Origin of the sequence: Pseudomonas sp. GL-B-26, assembly GCF_019947405.1 — a bacterium.
Classification (GTDB): Bacteria; Pseudomonadota; Gammaproteobacteria; order Pseudomonadales; family Pseudomonadaceae; genus Aquipseudomonas.
Map to the genome: position 1 here is coordinate 148,178 of NZ_JAGYGJ010000010.1, position 17,926 is coordinate 166,103.

Consider the following 17,926-nt stretch of genomic DNA (forward strand, 5'->3'; position numbering starts at 1 on the left):
GCTGAGTTCAGGATTTCAAGGGCTCTTCAATTTTGAAATGAGCGCGGGCTGTGGCAATCGGTTCGGCTTCAGTGCATTGCCAGGCCGTAATCGCAACGTTGGCCACCCGGCGCCCCTGCCGGCAAACCTGGCATCTGGCCCAGGTGTCGCGAAACTGCCCGGCGCGCAGATAATCGAGGGAGAAATCGATGATCTTCGGCACACCCGGCGAACCGGTGAAAATCAGCAGGTGCAGCGCTGCGGACAGCTCCATGAACCCGGCAATCACCCCGCCATGGATCGCCGGCAATAAAGGGTTACCAATGTTGTCCTTGTTGGCCGGCAAACGAAACAGCAGATCATCCCCCACCCGCGAACATTCGACGCCGATCAGTTTGGCGTAGGGGATCAGGTGCAGCAGCGAGGCGTAGTCGCCCTGCTCATGTGCCTGCTGAAGTTGTTCCTTGAAGGAATCGGTCATTTCGCACCTCCGGCGATGACGCCGCCAAAGCCTTTGGTGCCCTTGATGGCTTTGCCCATGCGCATGAAGGTGCCCACTACATGGGCAATGGGCTGCTCGGGATCGTCCTGGTAGGCGAAACCGCGAGCAAAGATCACATCTGTGGTCACCCGGTAGCACTGGGCAAAACCGTAGACATCTTTATGCGGCTCGGCGGCGTGCATGTAGTCGATGCGCAGGTCGAGGGTTGGACACACTTCGAACTCGGGCAGCACGCAAAGGGTGGACATGCCGCAAGCCGTGTCCATCAGCGAAGTCAGCGCCCCGCCATGAATCACGCCGGTTTGCGGGTTGCCAACAATTTGCGGACTATACGGCAGGATGACCGTTAGTCCATCACCGCTGGCGCTGTGAACCCGCAGCCCAAGTACCTGACAATGTCGCAGCGCCGATAGAAATCGTGTAGCTCGCTCAAAAACGGGGTTTTCGGCCATGTTGATAAAACTCTTCTTAGTGTTCAGGCAACGCACTAGGCGTTTTTAGTAAAAGTTCCCGTCGGAATAAACTTATATATCTGTATGAATTGAGGAACTTAACGCTATGGGCTGCGCTCGAAAGGCCAGTAGATATTTTCCATAAGGAGAAACACCCCATGCGTAAGACTTTAGCTATTGCCTTGATGTTGACCGCTTCCCTCGGTCTCGCAGCCTGCGATAAAAAATCCGAGGACAAAGCTCAAGATGCAGCCAAACATGCTGAGCAAGCTCAGCAAGACATGAGCAAAGCTCAGGATAAAGTGAACGACGCTGCGAAAGAAAACGCCGAAGCTGCCAAAGCTCAGGCTGAATCGAACGAAGCTGCAGCAAAAGAAGCACCTAAAAACTAAAACAGTTTTTAGCGTGATAAAGAAAACCCGCCAAGTGCGGGTTTTCTTTTGCCTGTTTTTTGCAAAGCAGGTGTTACAGCAAAATAGTTTTAAAAGTCGGACTAATCATCAACAGCAACGAACACACTAGTCCGACGAACCATACCAGGCTCCGCTGCCACGCCAGATCAACCCAATAGCACAGCAAATAAATGATTCGTGTAATCACGAAGATGATTGCCAGCAAGTCGATCAGCCACCCCGCCGTTTGCGTGGTGTGCGCCATCAACACCCCCACCGCGAACAGAATGAACGCCTCGAAGCAGTTTTGATGAGCCGCCAACGCACGGGCACCAAAGCCTGTCAGTAGCGTCTGTTGCTGGCGCGGCAAGTGGTTGTCGTAACCACCCTGCTCGCTCATCGCCCTGGCGACCGGAATCCTCGCCACATAAATCAGCAGTGCGCTGATAAATACACACCAGAACGGAATACTCATCAAACAGCCTCTTTAATCGCCTCGGGCAATGGCGCCTCTGTAGGTGTATAGACCATCACGTCGAGAACGTCGGAATGAAACTCCCGGCGATACAACACCAGCACCACGCCGGTACTCATCAACATGAACAACCACGGGCTGACGAACCAGGCCAGCATGGTCATGCCGAAGTAGTAAGAGCGCAGTCCGAAGTTGAACTGGTTGGCGGCCATGGAAATGACGCGGGCCGCCCGGGCAGCAAAGGCTTTGCGCTCTTGTTCGGAAACGTGACGCTCACCGACCATAGGTGCCGAGCCCACCAGAATGGCCGCAAAGTTGTATTGGCGCATGCACCAGCTGAACGTAAAGAACGCATAGACAAAGACCAGCGCCAGGCACAGCAACTTGATCTCCGACATCCCCTGGGATGCCTGTTGCACCATCGGGATATCCGCCAACAACGACACCGCCCGTTCGGAGGCTCCGAGCACCGTGAGAATACCGGCCAGGATAATCAGTGTGCTGGAGGCGAAGAACGAGGCGTTGCGCTCCAGGTTACCGATCACGCTGGCGTCAGCGATACGGTTGTCGCGCAACAGCATGCGGCGCATCCAGTCTTCGCGATAAAGGTGCAGCACGCTGGCCAGGCACGCGGTGTCGCGGCCCTTCCACGTCGCATAACGGGTGTAACCGCCCCAGCAGATGGCGAACCAGAGCGCGGCGAGGATGTGGATCATGTTGGCGTGGATGAACGACATGCAGGTCCTTGTGATGTGTGAACGGAATACCAAAACCCTGTGGGAGCGGGCTTGCTCGCGAAAGCGGTGGGTCAGTCGACATCAATGTTGAATGATAAGCCGTCTTCGCGAGCAAGCCCGCTCCCACATGAGATCTTCGCAGTGCTTCGACGTTAGCTCACAAAAAAAGACACTGCATCATGCCCATAAAAAATGCCCCGTATCGACTGATACGGGGCATTTCCATGTGTGTTCACGACCCGCTTGTGGCGGGCCATGAAGCGGCTTAAGCCAGTACTTCTTCGCGCTTGCCCAGCATGCGATCGCAAACCACCGCGACGACCAGGGTCATGACCGACGGCACCAGCCAGGCCAGGCCTTGCTCGCTCAGCGGCAGGTGGGACAACTGAGTCGGCATCCAGTCCGCCAGACCCGCGCCCTTGAGGGCGTCGATCAAACCGAAGATGAACGACACCAGCATCACCGGACCGACGATGCGGCCCTGCTCATGCCAGAAGTCCTTGCAGAAGCTCAGGGCGACCAAGGCAATGCACGGAGGGTAGATCGCGGTCAGCACCGGGATCGAGAACGCAATCAGCTTGGTGAGGCCCAGGTTAGACACAAACAGCGAGAACACCGCCAGGATGATGACCAACGTCTTGTAGGACAGCGGCAGCACACGGCTGAAGTATTCGGCGCAGGCGCAGGTCAGACCCACCGCCGTCACCAGACAGGCCAGAGAAATCAGCACCGCCAGAAAACCGCTACCCAGAGAGCCGAAGGTGTGTTGCACGTAAGCGTGCAACACCGCCGCACCGTTGGTGGCACCCGCGGCCACTTCATGGCTGCCCGAACCGAGACGGAACAGGCTGACATAAACCAGCGCCAGACCCACGCCGGCAATCAGCCCGGCGATGATCGCGTAACGGGTAATCAACACCGGCGACTCGACGCCACGGGAACGGATTGCGTTGACAATGACAATGCCAAATACCAGCGCGCCCAGGGTATCCATGGTCAGGTAACCATTGATGAAGCCTTGGGAGAACGGTGCCACCACGTATTCCGGGGTGGCCACGCCGACATCCCCGGCCGGCAATGCAAACGCGGCGATGCCAAGTGCGGCCAGGGCGATGATCTTCAGCGGTGCGAGGAAACGTCCGACGGTATCCAGCAGCCGGCCCGGATAGAGCGAGATGAAGAACACCAGCAGGAAGTACACCGAGCTGTAGAGGAACAGCGCCAGCGGGCTCTCGCCGGTCAGCGGCGCCAGGCCGACTTCGAACGACACGGTGGCGGTGCGCGGTGTCGCGAACAGCGGGCCGACAGCAAGGTAGCACGCGGCCGCCAGCAGGCCACCGGCGACTTTGCCGATCGGGCTGCTCAAGGCATCCATGGCGCCACCGACCTTGGCCAGGGCGACGACGGTGATCACCGGCAAACCAACCGCAGTGATCAGAAAGCCCAGCGCCGCCATCCAGACATTTGGACCGGACTGCAGACCGACGATAGGCGGGAAGATGATGTTGCCAGCCCCGACAAACAGGGCAAACGTCATAAAACCAAGTGCCAGGATGTCCTGGCCTTTCAACACTTTCATTAAGGAAATACCACACTACTGAATCGGAATTTAGAGAGGGATTTCCCTGAGGGGTGAGGGAAATGCTGTCGGTCCGTATAGGACCGACCCGTTTAGCGCGTAGCAACCTTGTGGGCCGCGGACGCAAAAATGGCTGCTAGCCTAACGAATTTGCCCGACAAACGCACTGTTAGGGTGCGATCTATCCGATACGCGACATTTTCGTGTCGCGTTTACATATATAAAGGTCAAAAGATCGCAGCCTCGTTGCACTCGACAGCTCCTACAGGGGATACAACGAGGCTGCGATCTTTTGATCTTCGCAAATGACAAAGGCCACCCGAAGGTGGCCTTTGTTTGGTGAAGCGTCAGTTAAGCGCGAGGCTTACTTGATCGCCCAACCGGTCAGCTCGGACAAAGCCTTGCCGATGTCTGCCAGCGAACGCACGGTTTTAACGCCTGCGTCTTCCAGGGCAGCAAACTTCTCGTCTGCAGTGCCTTTGCCGCCAGAGATGATTGCGCCAGCATGGCCCATGCGCTTGCCCGCAGGGGCAGTCACACCAGCGATGTAGGAAACAACCGGCTTGGTCACGTGTGCCTTGATGTAGGCAGCCGCTTCTTCTTCAGCCGAACCGCCGATCTCACCGATCATCACGATCGCTTCGGTCTTCGGGTCTTCCTGGAACAGCTTCAGGATGTCGATGAAGTTCGAGCCCGGGATCGGGTCACCGCCGATGCCGACGCAAGTCGACTGACCGAAACCGGCGTCAGTAGTTTGCTTAACAGCTTCGTAGGTCAGGGTGCCGGAACGGGAAACGATACCGACCTTGCCTGGCAAGTGAATGTGACCTGGCATGATGCCGATCTTGCATTCGCCTGGAGTGATCACGCCTGGGCAGTTAGGACCGATCAGGACTACGCCCAGCTCGTCACACTTGACCTTGGCATCCAGCATGTCCAGGGTAGGAATGCCTTCAGTGATGCAAACGATCAGCTTGATGCCGCCGAATGCTGCTTCCAGGATGGAGTCCTTGCAGAAAGGAGCTGGAACGTAGATCACGCTGGCGGTGGCGCCAGTGGCAGCTACAGCATCTTTCACGGTGTTGAACACTGGCAGACCCAGGTGCTCGGTGCCGCCTTTACCAGGAGTTACGCCACCAACCATCTTGGTGCCGTATTCGATGGCTTGCTGGGTGTGGAAACTACCTTGCGAACCGGTAATACCCTGGCAGATAACTTTGGTGTCTTTATTGATCAGGACGCTCATTATTTGCCCTCCGCAGCTTTGACAACTTGTTGAGCAGCGTCGGTCAGGCTGGTAGCAGCGATGATGTTCAAACCGCTTTCTGCCAGTACTTTAGCGCCCAGCTCAGCGTTGTTGCCTTCAAGGCGAACAACAACCGGGATTTTCACGCCGACTTCTTTCACAGCGCCGATGATGCCTTCGGCAATCATGTCGCAACGAACGATGCCGCCGAAGATGTTGACCAATACTGCAGCGACGTTAGTGTCGGACAGGATGATCTTGAACGCTTCAGTAACGCGTTCTTTGGTAGCACCGCCGCCCACGTCGAGGAAGTTGGCTGGTTTGCCGCCATGCAGGTTGACGATGTCCATGGTACCCATGGCCAGGCCAGCACCGTTGACCATGCAACCGATGTTGCCTTCCAGCGCTACGTAGTTCAGTTCGAACTTGGCAGCGTGCGCTTCGCGCGGATCGTCTTGCGACGGATCGTGGAAAGTCTTCAGCTTAGGCTGACGGTACATGGCGTTGGCGTCGATGTTGATCTTGGCGTCGAGGCAATGCAGATCGCCGTCAGCCTTGATCACCAGCGGGTTCACTTCCAGCAGAGCCAGGTCGTGATCCTTGAACAGCTTGGCCAGACCTACGAAGATCTTGGCGAACTGAGCAACTTGCTTGCCTTCCAGACCCAGCTGGAATGCCAGCTCGCGACCCTGGAATGGCTGAGCGCCAACCAGTGGATCGATAGTGGCCTTGAGGATTTTCTCAGGGGTGTCGTGAGCGATTTTCTCGATGTCCACGCCACCTTCGGTGGAAGCCATGAACACGATGCGACGGCTCGAACGGTCAACGACAGCGCCCAGGTACAGCTCTTTAGCGATATCAGTGCACGACTCAACCAGGATCTTGGTGACTGGCTGACCATTGGCATCAGTCTGGTAAGTCACCAGACGCTTGCCCAACCACTGTTGAGCGAATGCTTTGGCGTCTTCTTTGCTGCGAACCAGCTTAACGCCGCCCGCTTTACCGCGACCACCTGCGTGAACCTGGGCTTTGACAACCCATTCGGTCCCGCCGATTTTGTCGCACGCTTCTGCTGCTGCTTCCGGGGTGTCTACGGCGAAACCCTGGGATACTGGCAGGCCGTATTCAGCGAACAGCTGCTTACCCTGATACTCGTGAAGATTCATGCTTATTACCGTCTTCGTTAGGTACTGCGCATTCGGTGCTGCACTTGTTCAAGTGCCGCACCACCTGTGACTGCTGCTTGAGTAGGTGTTCCGGATAACCGGTGAGACTACGCAAGGCTGCGTCCGGCGGACATTCCGCGGTGAGTCTTGCACGCAAGGCTCACGACGGGCCTTCCGCCGTGGTTTCTTATTGTCTTGTCTTAACGCTTCTTGCGGTTGGCAATGTGGATGGCGCCGCCATTCACAGCCAGAGCTGCTTCGTGCAAGGCTTCGGACAGGGTCGGATGGGAGAAAACCATCATGCCCAGGTCTTCAGCGCTGGTGCCGAATTCCATACCGATCGCGCCCTGCTGAACCAGTTCTGCAGCGCTCGGGCCAATCACGTGGACGCCCAATACGCGGTCAGTCTTGGCATCAGCGATGACTTTCACGAAACCGCCGGTATCGTTGGCTGCCATGGCACGGCCACTGGCTGCGAACGGGAAGGTGCCAACGTTAACTTCAACGCCTTCAGCCTTCAAGACCTGCTCGGTTTTGCCGACCCACGCGATTTCCGGGTGAGTATAAATAACAGACGGGATCAGGTCATAGTTGATTTGGGCTTTGTGGCCCTTGATGCGCTCAACCACCATGATGCCTTCTTCGGACGCCTTGTGCGCCAGCATCATGCCGCGAACCACGTCGCCGATCGCGTAAACGCCCGGAACGCTGGTAGCGCACTGGTCGTCAACGAAAACGAAGCCACGTTCGTCGATGTTCACACCGCTGTCAGCTGCCAGCAGCTCGGTGGTCACCGGACGGCGACCAACGGCAACGATCAGCTTGTCGAAGGTGATGTTCTGTTCGCCATTGGCATCGGTGTAGTTCACGACAACTTCGTTGCCGTTCACTTTGGAACCGGTGACGCGAGCGCCCAGCTTGATGTCCAGACCTTGTTTGGTCAGGGTTTTGTAGGCTTCTTTGGAAACGGCGTCGTCAGCCGCTGGCAGGAACTTCTCCAGCGCTTCCAGAACAACCACTTCGGAACCCAGACGGGACCACACCGAACCCAGTTCCAGACCGATTACGCCAGCGCCGATAACGCCCAGACGCTTAGGTACGGCTTGGAATTCCAGTGCGCCAGTCGAATCGACGATCACGTTCTGGTCAACCGGAGCCGGTGGAATGTCGATCGGACGCGAGCCCGAAGCCAGAATCACGTTCTCGGCTTCGATGATTTCGACGGTACCGTCTGGCTTGGTCAGCTCGACTTTCTTGCCGGCCAGCAGTTTGCCGTGGCCTTGCAGGGAAGTGACGCCGTTCGCCTTGAACAGGGTGGCAACGCCAGAGGTCAGGCCTTTGACGATGTTGGCTTTACGGCCAACCATTGCCGCCACGTCCATGGTCACGCCAGCGTGATTGATACCGTGGATCGCGAAGCCTTCTTTGGCTTCCTTGTACTTCCAGGAGCTGTCCAGCAGCGCCTTGGATGGAATGCAGCCGACGTTCAGGCAAGTACCGCCGAGGGCCAGTTTGCCTTCCTTGTCGGTGTATTTCTCGATGCAGGCAGTGGAGAGGCCCAGTTGCGCTGCTTTAATGGCAGCCACGTAGCCGCCAGGGCCCGCGCCAATCACTACCACGTCGAATTTCTGAGTCATGTGTCATTCCTTCTCGAATCAAACCGGACAGTCCCTTTTGGGGACTGTCGTGGGACGAAGCTGGTCATTACAGGTAGGCCGCCCATCACTGAACGGCCCGTGCAACGAAATCAGATATCCAGCAGCAAACGAGCCGGGTCTTCCAGCAGGTTCTTGATGGTAACCAGGAAGGTCACAGCTTCTTTGCCATCGATCAGACGGTGATCGTAGGACAGAGCCAGGTACATCATCGGACGGATAACAACCTGACCGTTGATCGCCATAGGACGCTGCAGAATGTTGTGCATGCCCAGGATGGCCGCTTGCGGCGGGTTGACGATCGGGGTCGACATCATCGAACCGAAAGTACCGCCGTTGGTGATGGTGAACGTACCGCCGGTCATCTCGTCCATCGACAGTTTGCCGTCACGAGCCTTCTTGCCGAAGGTGGCGATGCCGCCTTCGATTTCAGCCAGGCTCATCAGTTCGGCGTTACGCAGAACCGGAACAACCAGGCCGCGGTCGCTGGAAACAGCAACACCGACGTCAGCGTAGCCGTGGTAAACGATGTCAGCACCGTCGATCGACGCGTTGACAGCCGGGAAGCGTTTCAGCGCTTCGGTGGCAGCCTTGACGAAGAACGACATGAAGCCCAGGCGCACGCCGTTGTGGGACTTCTCGAACAGGTCCTTGTACTTCGAACGCAGGGCCATGACTTCGGTCATGTCGACTTCGTTGAAAGTGGTCAGCATCGCCATGTTCGATTGAGCTTCAACCAGACGCTTGGCAACGGTGGCCCGCACGCGGGTCATCGGTACGCGCTTCTCGATGCGATCGCCAGCAGCGAACACTGGAGCAGCAGCGGCAGGAGCAGCAGCCTTGGCAGGCGCGGCAGCCGGAGCGGCTTTCTTGGCAGCTACAGCGGCAACAACGTCTTCCTTGGTCACACGACCGCCTTTGCCAGTGCCGGCAACGGAAGCGATGTTGATACCGTTTTCTTCAGCCAGCTTGCGAGCAGCCGGTGCAGCAACAGGATCATCTTCGCCTTCAGCGGCTGGAGCAGCAGCTTGTGCAGCGGCCGGAGCAGCGGCAGCAGCTGGAGCGGCAGCAGCGCCGCCCGCTTCGATGGAGCCCAGGACTTCGTCGGACAGAACGGTGTCGCCTTCGTTCTTGACGATAGCGCCCAGCACGCCATCAGCGGTGGCCAACACTTCCAATACGACTTTGTCAGTTTCGATGTCGACGATCAGGTCATCGCGCTTGACGGCGTCGCCCGGCTTTTTGTGCCAGGTGGCAACGGTGCCATCGGCAACCGATTCCGGGAAAGTGGGGGCTTTGATTTCGATAGCCATTATCTGTGGGTCCTTAAATTCGGTTTCAGGTGCGCGAAGGCGTTAAACAGTAAAGGCGTCTTGCAGCAGTTTTTCTTGCTGCTCAGCGTGCATCGATGCATAACCACAAGCAGGTGCAGCAGAAGCATCACGGCCCGCGTACTCGAGTACGAGAGACTTGTTGTGATTGCCAACGATGCGGCGCATGTGGTGTTGGCTGCAGTACCAGGCACCCTGGTTCATCGGCTCTTCCTGACACCAAACGATATGTTTGAGGTTGGTGTACGGAGCCAGGACTTCGTTCAAGTCGTCCTCAGGGAATGGGTACAGCTGCTCGATACGCACGACGGCGATGTCGTCACGACCTTCGGCACGGCGTTTTTCCAACAGGTCGTAGTAGACCTTGCCGCTACACAGAACAATGCGCTCGACCTTTTTCGGGTCCAGTGCATCGATTTCCGGGATAACGGTCTGGAACGAACCTTCGGCCAGATCTTCCAGGGTCGAGATGGCCAGTTTGTGACGCAACAGCGACTTCGGAGTCAGAACGATCAACGGCTTGCGCAGCGGGCGAATCACCTGACGACGCAGCAAGTGGTAGATCTGAGCCGGCGTAGTCGGGACGGCGACCTGAATGTTGTGCTCGGCGCACAGTTGCAGGTAACGCTCCAGACGAGCCGAAGAGTGCTCCGGACCCTGACCTTCATAACCGTGCGGCAGCAGCATGGTCAGACCGCAGAGACGGCCCCACTTGTGCTCGCCACTGGTGATGAACTGGTCGATAACCACTTGGGCACCGTTGGCGAAGTCGCCGAACTGGGCTTCCCAGATCACCAGCGCCTCAGGCGTGGTGGTCGAGTAACCGTATTCGAACGCCAACACGGCTTCTTCGGACAGGAACGAATCGTACAGGTCGAAACGTGGCTGGCCCTTGTACAGGTTTTGCAGCGGGACGTAGGTACCCGCGTCTTTCTGGTTGTGCAAGACAGCGTGACGGTGCGAGAACGTACCGCGACCGATGTCCTGACCCGTCATGCGAATCGGGTGACCTTCGAACGCCAGAGTCGCGTACGCCATGGTTTCGGCGTAACCCCAGTTGATCGGCAGGCCGCCGGCTTGCATTTTTTGACGGTCTTCGTAGATTTTCGAGACCTGGCGCTGAACCACGAAGCCTTCCGGGATTTCCAGCAGCTTGGCGGACAGTTCCTGCAAGGTTTTCAGATCGAAGCGAGTGTCGTGACGCGCGGTCCAGGCGTGGCCCAGATACGGACGCCAGTCCACGAACAACTCTTTGTTCGGCTCTTTGACCAGGCTTTTTACAACATGCAGACCGTTGTCCAGCGCATTGCGGTATTCGTCGACTTTCGCCTGAACACGCTCTGCATCCAGCACACCGCCTTGAGTCAGACGATCGGCATACAGCTCACGAGTGGTGCGCTGTTTGGTGATCTGCTGATACATGATTGGCTGGGTGCCGCTTGGCTCGTCGGCCTCGTTGTGGCCACGACGACGGTAGCAGACCAGGTCGATCACCACGTCACGCTTGAACTGCATGCGGTAATCGATGGCCAGCTGGGTCACGAACAACACAGCTTCCGGATCATCACCATTCACATGGAGGATCGGCGCCTGGATCATCTTCGCAACGTCGGTCGCGTACTCGGTGGAGCGCGAGTCCAGCGGGTTGCTGATGGTGAAACCGACCTGGTTGTTGATCACGATGTGCACGGTGCCGCCGGTCTTGAAACCGCGGGTCTGCGACATCTGGAAGGTTTCCATGACCACACCTTGACCGGCGAATGCCGCATCACCGTGGATGGAGATCGGCAGAACCTTCTCACCGGTAGGGTCGTTACGACGATCCTGACGGGCGCGAACCGAACCCTCGACCACCGGGGAAACAATTTCCAGGTGGGACGGGTTGAACGCCATGGCCAGGTGAACTTCACCGCCGGTGGTCATCACGTTGGACGAGAAGCCCTGGTGATACTTAACGTCACCGGAACCCAACTCGACCTTCTTCTTGCCTTCAAACTCGTCGAACAGCTCGCGCGGGTTCTTGCCGAAGGTGTTGACCAGCACGTTCAGACGACCACGGTGGGCCATGCCGATAACGATTTCCTTGGTGCCGTAGGAACCGGAACGCTGGATCAGCTCGTCGAGCATCGGAATCAGGCTCTCGCCGCCTTCCAGACCGAAACGCTTGGTACCCGGGTATTTGGTACCCAGGTATTTTTCCAGACCTTCGCCGGCGGTGACACGCTCGAGCAGGTGGCTCTTGATGTCGACGGAGTACGTTGGACGACCGCGCACGCTTTCCAGTCGCTGCTGGAACCACTGGCGCTGCTCGGAATCGGTGATATGCGTAAATTCAGCGCCGATGGTGCGGCAATATGTCTGCTGCAACGCTTCGTGAATTTCGCGTAGGCTCGCCTCCTCTTTGCCGATGAACAGGTCGCCGGCACGGAAGGTCGTATCAAGATCGGCATTGGTCAAGCCGTAATGATTGATCGACAGGTCTGCAGGTGCAGGACGCTGCCACAGCCCCAGCGGGTCAAGCTGGGCTGCCTGGTGGCCACGCATACGGTAGGCCTGGATCAATCGCAGCACTTCAACTTGCTTCTTCTCGTGCTCACTGCTCACGCTGCCGGCGGAAACCGGTTGGGCGCGGCGCTGGTTCTTTGCCAGCAAGACGAAATGATCGCGAATTGTGGAGTGCGAAACATCGGTGGCAGTGTTGCCGTCAGCAGGCAACTTCTGGAAGTAGGTGCGCCACTCTTCTGGCACAGCGTTAGGGTCGTGCAGGTAGAGCTCGTAGAGCTCTTCCACATAGGCAGCGTTACTACCGGATAGGTAGGCGCTGTTCCACATGCGCTGCATCACGCTTTCTTGCATGCTTGGTCACCCTCGGTTAGGGGAACACCACCGGCGTCGACACCGAGCACACTTGCAGAAGTCCGAATGCAGCGACTAAAACAAGCCACTTAGGATCACGCTGATAGTCCGGGTACCAGCCCGGATGCCCCTGCTTGTCTCATTTCTTCAAAATAAGAGCCGCAGCCTTTTAAGCTGCTGCTCAGGTTAAAACTACGGCGCCGGTTGAAGCCTGCGCCGTAGCATCTACGGGTACAGCGGTCCTACGGGTACAGCAGCTGAATCACACGCCGCTTTGCAGCAGCATGTTACGTACGTGACCGATGGCCTTAGTCGGGTTCAGGCCTTTCGGGCAGACGTTGACGCAGTTCATGATCCCGCGGCAGCGGAATACGCTGAACGGGTCATCCAGCGAAGCCAGACGCTCGGCAGTCTTGGTGTCACGGCTGTCTGCCAGGAAGCGATACGCTTGCAGCAGAGCAGCTGGACCCAGGAACTTGTCCGGGTTCCACCAGAAGGACGGGCAAGAGGTCGAGCAGCAAGCGCACAGGATGCACTCGTACAGACCGTCGAGCTTTTCACGCTCTTCAGGGGTCTGCAGACGTTCGATGGCCGGAGCCGGCGTGTCGTTCTGCAGGTATGGCTTAACCTTTTCGTATTGCTTGTAGAAGATGCTCATATCGACGACCAGGTCACGGATTACCGGCAAACCTGGCAGAGGACGAACGATCAGCTTGTTACCTTTCACGACAGCGGACAGCGGCGTGACGCACGCCAGAGCGTTTTTGCCGTTGATATTCATGCCGTCGGAACCGCAAACACCTTCACGGCAAGAGCGACGATAGGAGAAACCTTCGTCCTGCTCTTTGATCAGGGCCAGCACATCCAGCACCATCAGGTCTTTACCACCGGTATCGACCGAAAATTCCTGCATGAACGGCGCAGCGTCCTGATCAGGGTTGTAGCGATAAACACTGACTTGCAACATGGCGGCCACCCTTAATAAGTCCGAATCTTAGGTTCAAAAGTCGGAACAGTCTTCGGCGAGAAGTTCACAGCACGCTTGGTTACGCGCTTGTCACCCGGGAAGTACAGGGTGTGGCACAGCCAGTTTTCGTCGTCGCGGTCTTCGTAGTCTTCACGGGCGTGAGCGCCGCGGGACTCTTTGCGGATCTCTGCGGCGATGGCGGTAGCTTCGGCCACTTCCAGCAGGTTCTGCAGTTCCAGCGCTTCGATACGAGCGGTGTTGAACGCCTGGCTCTTGTCGTTGATCTTGACGTTGGCGATACGGCCACGCAGATCAGCCAGCTGAGCAATACCCTTCTGCATGTATTCGCCGGTACGGAATACACCGAAGTAGTTCTGCATGCAGTTTTGCAGTTCTTTACGCAGGGTGGCGACGTCTTCGCCTTCGGTACGCGAGTTCAGGCCATCGAGACGTGCCAGGGCAGCGTCGATGTCGGACTGGCGAGCGCGGGTGTAGTCGACGCCTTCTTTCAGGGTCTGCTCCAGGAACAGGCCGGCTGCACGACCGAATACCACCAGATCGAGCAGCGAGTTGCCGCCCAGACGGTTGGCACCGTGAACCGATACGCAAGCCACTTCGCCTACTGCGAACAGGCCCGGGATGATCTGGTCAACGCCGTTTTCATCCTGAGTGATTGCCTGACCGTGAATGTTGGTCGGCACGCCGCCCATCATATAGTGGCAGGTTGGAACGACCGGAATCGGCGCCACGGCTGGATCGACGTGGGCGAAAGTCTTGGACAGTTCCATGATGCCTGGCAGACGACTGTGCAGAACTTCTTCACCGAGGTGATCGAGTTTCAGCATTACGTGGTCGCCATCCGGACCGCAACCGTTGCCGGCGATGATTTCTTTAACCATCGAGCGAGCAACAACGTCACGACCAGCCAGGTCTTTGGCGTTCGGAGCATAACGCTCCATGAAACGCTCGCCGTGCTTGTTGATCAGGTAACCGCCTTCACCGCGGCAACCTTCAGTAACCAGTACACCGGCACCGGCGATGCCGGTCGGGTGGAACTGCCACATTTCAATGTCTTGTACCGGCACGCCAGCACGCAGAGCCATGCCGACGCCGTCACCGGTGTTGATCAGGGCATTGGTGGTGGACGAGTAGATACGACCTGCACCGCCAGTCGCCAGTACAGTGGCGTTAGCGCGGACGTAGGAAGTTTCGCCGGTTTCGATGCAGATGACGATCATGCCGACAAAGGCACCGTCTTCGTTCTTCACCAGGTCGACGCCGTAGTATTCGTTGAGGAATACGGTGCCAGCCTTCAGGTTGGCCTGGTACAGGGTGTGCAGCAGTGCGTGACCGGTACGGTCGGCAGCGGCGCAAGTACGTGCAGCCTGGCCACCTTTACCGAAGTCTTTCGACTGACCGCCGAACGGACGCTGATAGATGCGGCCTTGTTCGGTACGGGAGAACGGCAAGCCCATGTGCTCGAGTTCGAAGACCGCTTCCGGGCCTACGGAACACATGTATTCGATAGCGTCCTGGTCACCGATATAGTCGGAACCCTTGACGGTATCGTACATGTGCCAGCGCCAGTCATCGTTCGGATCTGCCGAGGCGATGGCGCAGGTGATACCACCCTGGGCGGAAACAGTGTGCGAACGAGTCGGGAAAACCTTGGTAACTACGGCAGTCTTGTGACCACCCTGTGCCAGCTGCAGAGCAGCGCGCATGCCAGCACCGCCGCCGCCAATGATGATGGCGTCGAACGAAAGCGTATTAACTGTAGTAGACATGAATCAGATACCCCAAAGAATCTGCACACCCCAGACGAAGTAGGCGAACATCGCAACGCCGCATACTGCCTGGAAGAGGAAACGTACTGCAGTCGCGGACTTGCCCAGCGCCATCGGCGTCAGGTAGTCGGTCGCGATGGTCCACATGCCAACCCAGGCGTGAGCGCCAAGGGCCACAAGGGCCAGCAGACTGAAGATACGCATTCCGTTGTGGGCGAACAGGCCATGCCATTGGTCGTAGCCAATGCCCGGATTCGCCGCGAGGTATCCGATCAGGAAGATGAAATAAGCCGCGAGAACAACCGCAGACACACGTTGCGCCATCCAGTCATAGAGGCCCGAACGCGAAAGGTTCGTAACGCTGGTTACCATATCCAAACTCCTGCCAGAACGATCAACACCACGGAAACGGCGATGATAATTTTCGAGCCCAGGCGGCCGCCTTCAAGCGTCTCGCCGATGCCCATATCCATGATCAAGTGGCGCACACCGGCTACCAGGTGATACAGAAGAGCGGACAGGAGGCCCCATGCTACGAACTTGGCCAGCGGGCTGGTCAAGCATGCCTTCACCTCGGCAAAACCTTCCTCGGAACCCAGGGATTTGCCCAATGCATAAAGCATGAAGCCAAGGCCCAGGAAGAGGATGATGCCGGAAACACGGTGAAGAAACGACGTAACGCCGGTGATGGGGAGTTTGATGGTCCTTAGGTCTAGGTTTACAGGTCGTTGGCTTTTCACGGCTTTTTTTTCACACTGAAGAGCCCCTAACAATCAGGGCAAAGTTGTTGGGGAGTGCACTGGTCAGGTAACCACCACCCAGGGATGCGACCCCCAATAACTCAGGCCCAAAAGCCCCTGGCGGTCGGTGGCCGAGTATAGACAGTTAGGCTACTAATGACAACGCGTTCACCTTCCCCTAATAGCTCATTGCACAAGTCGTATAAAAGGCGTAAATGGCAGTCAATTTCGAGGAAAAAGTCCGGTTAAAGCCTTCTGGAGCAAGACTTTAGGCAAATTGACATTCGAATTTATCTCACTATAGTGGTGCGGGCCCTGCGTGGGGGGTCTGTCTGATGATTTCAAGCATAAATAGGAGGCCACATGGCTGACAAAAAAGCGCAGTTGATCATCGAGGGCGCAGCCCCCGTCGAGCTGCCCATTTTAACCGGCACCGTTGGTCCCGATGTTATCGATGTTCGGGGCCTGACGGCCACGGGCCGTTTCACCTTTGACCCTGGTTTCATGTCGACAGCTTCCTGCGAGTCGAAGATCACCTATATCGACGGCGACAACGGCATTCTGCTGCACCGCGGCTACCCGATCGAACAGCTGGCTGAAAAGTCGGACTACCTGGAAACCTGCTATCTGCTGCTCAACGGCGAATTGCCGACCGCAGAACAGAAGGCCCAGTTCGTCAGCACCGTGAAAAACCACACCATGGTTCACGAGCAGTTGAAGACGTTCTTCAACGGTTTCCGTCGCGACGCCCACCCGATGGCCGTCATGTGCGGCGTAGTCGGCGCCCTCTCGGCCTTCTACCACGACTCCCTGGACATCAATAACCCGCAGCATCGCGAAATTTCCGCGATCCGTCTGGTTGCCAAGATGCCGACCCTGGCAGCAATGGTTTACAAGTACTCGATGGGGCAACCCATGATGTACCCGCGCAATGACCTGACGTACGCGGAAAACTTCCTGCACATGATGTTCAACACCCCGTGCGAGATCAAACCGATCAGTCCGGTACTCGCCAGCGCCATGGACAAGATCTTCATCCTCCATGCCGACCACGAGCAGAACGCATCGACTTCCACCGTACGCCTGGCCGGTTCTTCGGGCGCCAACCCGTTCGCCTGTATCGCCGCCGGCATCGCTGCACTGTGGGGCCCTGCCCACGGCGGCGCGAACGAAGCTGTTCTGACCATGCTCGATGAAATTGGCGATGTGTCGAACATCGACAAGTACATCGCCAAGGCCAAGGACAAGAACGATCCGTTCAAACTGATGGGCTTCGGTCACCGGGTTTACAAAAACCGCGACCCACGCGCAACAGTCATGAAGCAGACCTGCGACGAAGTGCTGAAAGAACTGGGCATCACCAACGATCCGCAACTCGAACTGGCCATGCGTCTGGAAGAGATCGCCCTGACCGACCCGTACTTCATCGAACGCTCGCTGTACCCGAACGTCGACTTCTACTCGGGGATCATCCTCAAGGCGATCGGCATTCCAACCAGCATGTTCACCGTGATCTTCGCTTTGGCGCGGACTGTCGGCTGGATCTCCCACTGGAAAGAAATGCTCTCCAGCCCGTACAAGATTGGCCGTCCGCGCCAGCTGTACACCGGCTACGAGTCGCGTGACATTACCAAGCTGGAAGACCGCAAATAAGACCTGTCTTGCGATAACGTCTTGAGTTGCACCGGGAACGGCCTCTATTTATATAGAGGCCGTTTTTGTTTGCGCTGGTTCAGCGGCCTGAGGGCCGACTGGGTTTTTGGTCGTGTACATATCCGTTTCTGCGGTAACGGCTGATTATGGTTTCGCTTTTACAGCCAGCCCTTTCAAGGTCTTTTGACTTTAGCGGCCTTGAGCACCCGATCCGTCGACACGTGGGCATTCGCGGCTTTGCCTTCAAGCCACTCCTTTGTTTTGGGCACCTTCGGACCTCGCTTGCTCTTGACGACCGCTTTGGGCTGGATGTTTCGAGCGAGTGCAAGCAGGTACTGAGCCAGCCCTCCTGCGGGGATCGGAATGGATGAGTGCTCTGCTGGCAGAGCTATTTGCATACCCTCGTAAC

Annotated in this window: 16 protein-coding genes and 1 pseudogene; 2 read left to right on the top strand and 15 right to left on the bottom strand. The window is 57.3% G+C overall.

The window, feature by feature from the left end:
- Nucleotides 1–7: 7 nt before the first annotated feature.
- Together KGB23_RS09335 and KGB23_RS09340 are read right to left on the bottom strand one after the other, a co-directional pair.
- Nucleotides 8–460, bottom strand: a complete 453-nt coding sequence (locus KGB23_RS09335) for a PaaI family thioesterase (RefSeq protein ID WP_223430799.1) — start codon at nucleotides 458–460, stop codon at nucleotides 8–10.
- Nucleotides 457–933, bottom strand: coding sequence for a PaaI family thioesterase (locus KGB23_RS09340; protein WP_223430800.1), 477 nt, complete (start codon nucleotides 931–933; stop codon nucleotides 457–459). Before KGB23_RS09340 ends, KGB23_RS09335 begins: the two co-directional genes overlap by 4 nt.
- Before the next feature lie 158 nt (nucleotides 934–1,091).
- Here KGB23_RS09340 and KGB23_RS09345 point away from each other — a divergent pair, with 158 nt between their 5' ends.
- Nucleotides 1,092–1,325, top strand: coding sequence for a hypothetical protein (locus tag KGB23_RS09345; RefSeq protein ID WP_150655145.1), 234 nt, complete (start codon nucleotides 1,092–1,094; stop codon nucleotides 1,323–1,325).
- 73 nt (nucleotides 1,326–1,398) lie between these two features.
- Here the strand turns inward: KGB23_RS09345 and KGB23_RS09350 are convergent, their stop codons facing one another.
- From KGB23_RS09350 to sdhC, 12 genes are all read right to left on the bottom strand, one after another.
- Complete coding sequence (locus KGB23_RS09350; RefSeq protein ID WP_223430801.1) at nucleotides 1,399–1,800, bottom strand: MAPEG family protein; 402 nt, start codon at nucleotides 1,798–1,800, stop codon at nucleotides 1,399–1,401.
- Nucleotides 1,800–2,537 (bottom strand): DUF599 domain-containing protein, encoded by a 738-nt coding sequence (locus tag KGB23_RS09355; protein ID WP_074874668.1) that lies wholly within the window; start codon nucleotides 2,535–2,537, stop codon nucleotides 1,800–1,802. Before KGB23_RS09355 ends, KGB23_RS09350 begins: the two co-directional genes overlap by 1 nt.
- A 265-nt stretch (nucleotides 2,538–2,802) precedes the next feature.
- Complete coding sequence (brnQ, locus tag KGB23_RS09360) at nucleotides 2,803–4,116, bottom strand: branched-chain amino acid transport system II carrier protein (RefSeq protein WP_223430802.1); 1,314 nt, start codon at nucleotides 4,114–4,116, stop codon at nucleotides 2,803–2,805.
- A gap of 364 nt (nucleotides 4,117–4,480) precedes the next feature.
- Nucleotides 4,481–5,362, bottom strand: a complete 882-nt coding sequence (gene sucD, locus KGB23_RS09365) for a succinate--CoA ligase subunit alpha (RefSeq protein ID WP_008148605.1) — start codon at nucleotides 5,360–5,362, stop codon at nucleotides 4,481–4,483.
- Entirely contained in the window at nucleotides 5,362–6,528 is a 1,167-nt protein-coding gene (gene sucC / locus KGB23_RS09370; RefSeq protein WP_008148602.1) for an ADP-forming succinate--CoA ligase subunit beta, read from the bottom strand. The genes sucD and sucC overlap by 1 nt, the downstream gene beginning before the upstream one ends.
- A 200-nt stretch (nucleotides 6,529–6,728) precedes the next feature.
- Nucleotides 6,729–8,165, bottom strand: coding sequence for a dihydrolipoyl dehydrogenase (gene lpdA, locus KGB23_RS09375; RefSeq protein ID WP_223430803.1), 1,437 nt, complete (start codon nucleotides 8,163–8,165; stop codon nucleotides 6,729–6,731).
- A 110-nt stretch (nucleotides 8,166–8,275) separates the two neighbouring features.
- Nucleotides 8,276–9,496 (bottom strand): 2-oxoglutarate dehydrogenase complex dihydrolipoyllysine-residue succinyltransferase, encoded by a 1,221-nt coding sequence (odhB, locus tag KGB23_RS09380; RefSeq protein WP_010456848.1) that lies wholly within the window; start codon nucleotides 9,494–9,496, stop codon nucleotides 8,276–8,278.
- A gap of 42 nt (nucleotides 9,497–9,538) precedes the next feature.
- A complete protein-coding gene (locus KGB23_RS09385) occupies nucleotides 9,539–12,370 on the bottom strand; it encodes a 2-oxoglutarate dehydrogenase E1 component (protein WP_223430805.1) in 2,832 nt (943 codons plus the stop codon).
- Nucleotides 12,371–12,632: 262 nt separating this feature from the next.
- Nucleotides 12,633–13,337, bottom strand: coding sequence for a succinate dehydrogenase iron-sulfur subunit (locus KGB23_RS09390; protein ID WP_046048041.1), 705 nt, complete (start codon nucleotides 13,335–13,337; stop codon nucleotides 12,633–12,635).
- 11 nt (nucleotides 13,338–13,348) lie between these two features.
- On the bottom strand, nucleotides 13,349–15,124 hold the full coding sequence (sdhA, locus tag KGB23_RS09395) for a succinate dehydrogenase flavoprotein subunit (protein WP_223430807.1): 1,776 nt from the start codon (nucleotides 15,122–15,124) through the stop codon (nucleotides 13,349–13,351).
- Between the two features lie 3 nt (nucleotides 15,125–15,127).
- On the bottom strand, nucleotides 15,128–15,496 hold the full coding sequence (gene sdhD, locus KGB23_RS09400) for a succinate dehydrogenase, hydrophobic membrane anchor protein (protein WP_007977503.1): 369 nt from the start codon (nucleotides 15,494–15,496) through the stop codon (nucleotides 15,128–15,130).
- The gene (sdhC, locus tag KGB23_RS09405) at nucleotides 15,490–15,864 is read right to left on the bottom strand and encodes a succinate dehydrogenase, cytochrome b556 subunit (protein ID WP_015096190.1); all 375 of its coding nucleotides are present in this window, start codon (nucleotides 15,862–15,864) and stop codon (nucleotides 15,490–15,492) included. Before sdhC ends, sdhD begins: the two co-directional genes overlap by 7 nt.
- Before the next feature lie 363 nt (nucleotides 15,865–16,227).
- Between sdhC and gltA the strand changes: the two genes are divergently transcribed.
- Complete coding sequence (gene gltA / locus KGB23_RS09410; protein WP_095130070.1) at nucleotides 16,228–17,517, top strand: citrate synthase; 1,290 nt, start codon at nucleotides 16,228–16,230, stop codon at nucleotides 17,515–17,517.
- A gap of 173 nt (nucleotides 17,518–17,690) precedes the next feature.
- Here the strand turns inward: gltA and KGB23_RS09415 are convergent.
- Nucleotides 17,691–17,926 (bottom strand): annotated as a pseudogene (locus KGB23_RS09415) (IS4 family transposase); the annotation flags it as partial.

Coding starts and splice junctions, on each gene's coding strand:
- KGB23_RS09335 (WP_223430799.1), bottom strand. CDS start 460: ATGACCGATTCCTTCAAGGAACAACTTCAGCAGGCACATGAGCAGGGC.
- KGB23_RS09340 (WP_223430800.1), bottom strand. CDS start 933: ATGGCCGAAAACCCCGTTTTTGAGCGAGCTACACGATTTCTATCGGCG.
- KGB23_RS09345 (WP_150655145.1), top strand. CDS start 1,092: ATGCGTAAGACTTTAGCTATTGCCTTGATGTTGACCGCTTCCCTCGGT.
- KGB23_RS09350 (WP_223430801.1), bottom strand. CDS start 1,800: ATGAGTATTCCGTTCTGGTGTGTATTTATCAGCGCACTGCTGATTTAT.
- KGB23_RS09355 (WP_074874668.1), bottom strand. CDS start 2,537: ATGTCGTTCATCCACGCCAACATGATCCACATCCTCGCCGCGCTCTGG.
- brnQ (WP_223430802.1), bottom strand. CDS start 4,116: ATGAAAGTGTTGAAAGGCCAGGACATCCTGGCACTTGGTTTTATGACG.
- sucD (WP_008148605.1), bottom strand. CDS start 5,362: ATGAGCGTCCTGATCAATAAAGACACCAAAGTTATCTGCCAGGGTATT.
- sucC (WP_008148602.1), bottom strand. CDS start 6,528: ATGAATCTTCACGAGTATCAGGGTAAGCAGCTGTTCGCTGAATACGGC.
- lpdA (WP_223430803.1), bottom strand. CDS start 8,165: ATGACTCAGAAATTCGACGTGGTAGTGATTGGCGCGGGCCCTGGCGGC.
- odhB (WP_010456848.1), bottom strand. CDS start 9,496: ATGGCTATCGAAATCAAAGCCCCCACTTTCCCGGAATCGGTTGCCGAT.
- KGB23_RS09385 (WP_223430805.1), bottom strand. CDS start 12,370: ATGCAAGAAAGCGTGATGCAGCGCATGTGGAACAGCGCCTACCTATCC.
- KGB23_RS09390 (WP_046048041.1), bottom strand. CDS start 13,337: ATGTTGCAAGTCAGTGTTTATCGCTACAACCCTGATCAGGACGCTGCG.
- sdhA (WP_223430807.1), bottom strand. CDS start 15,124: ATGTCTACTACAGTTAATACGCTTTCGTTCGACGCCATCATCATTGGC.
- sdhD (WP_007977503.1), bottom strand. CDS start 15,496: ATGGTAACCAGCGTTACGAACCTTTCGCGTTCGGGCCTCTATGACTGG.
- gltA (WP_095130070.1), top strand. CDS start 16,228: ATGGCTGACAAAAAAGCGCAGTTGATCATCGAGGGCGCAGCCCCCGTC.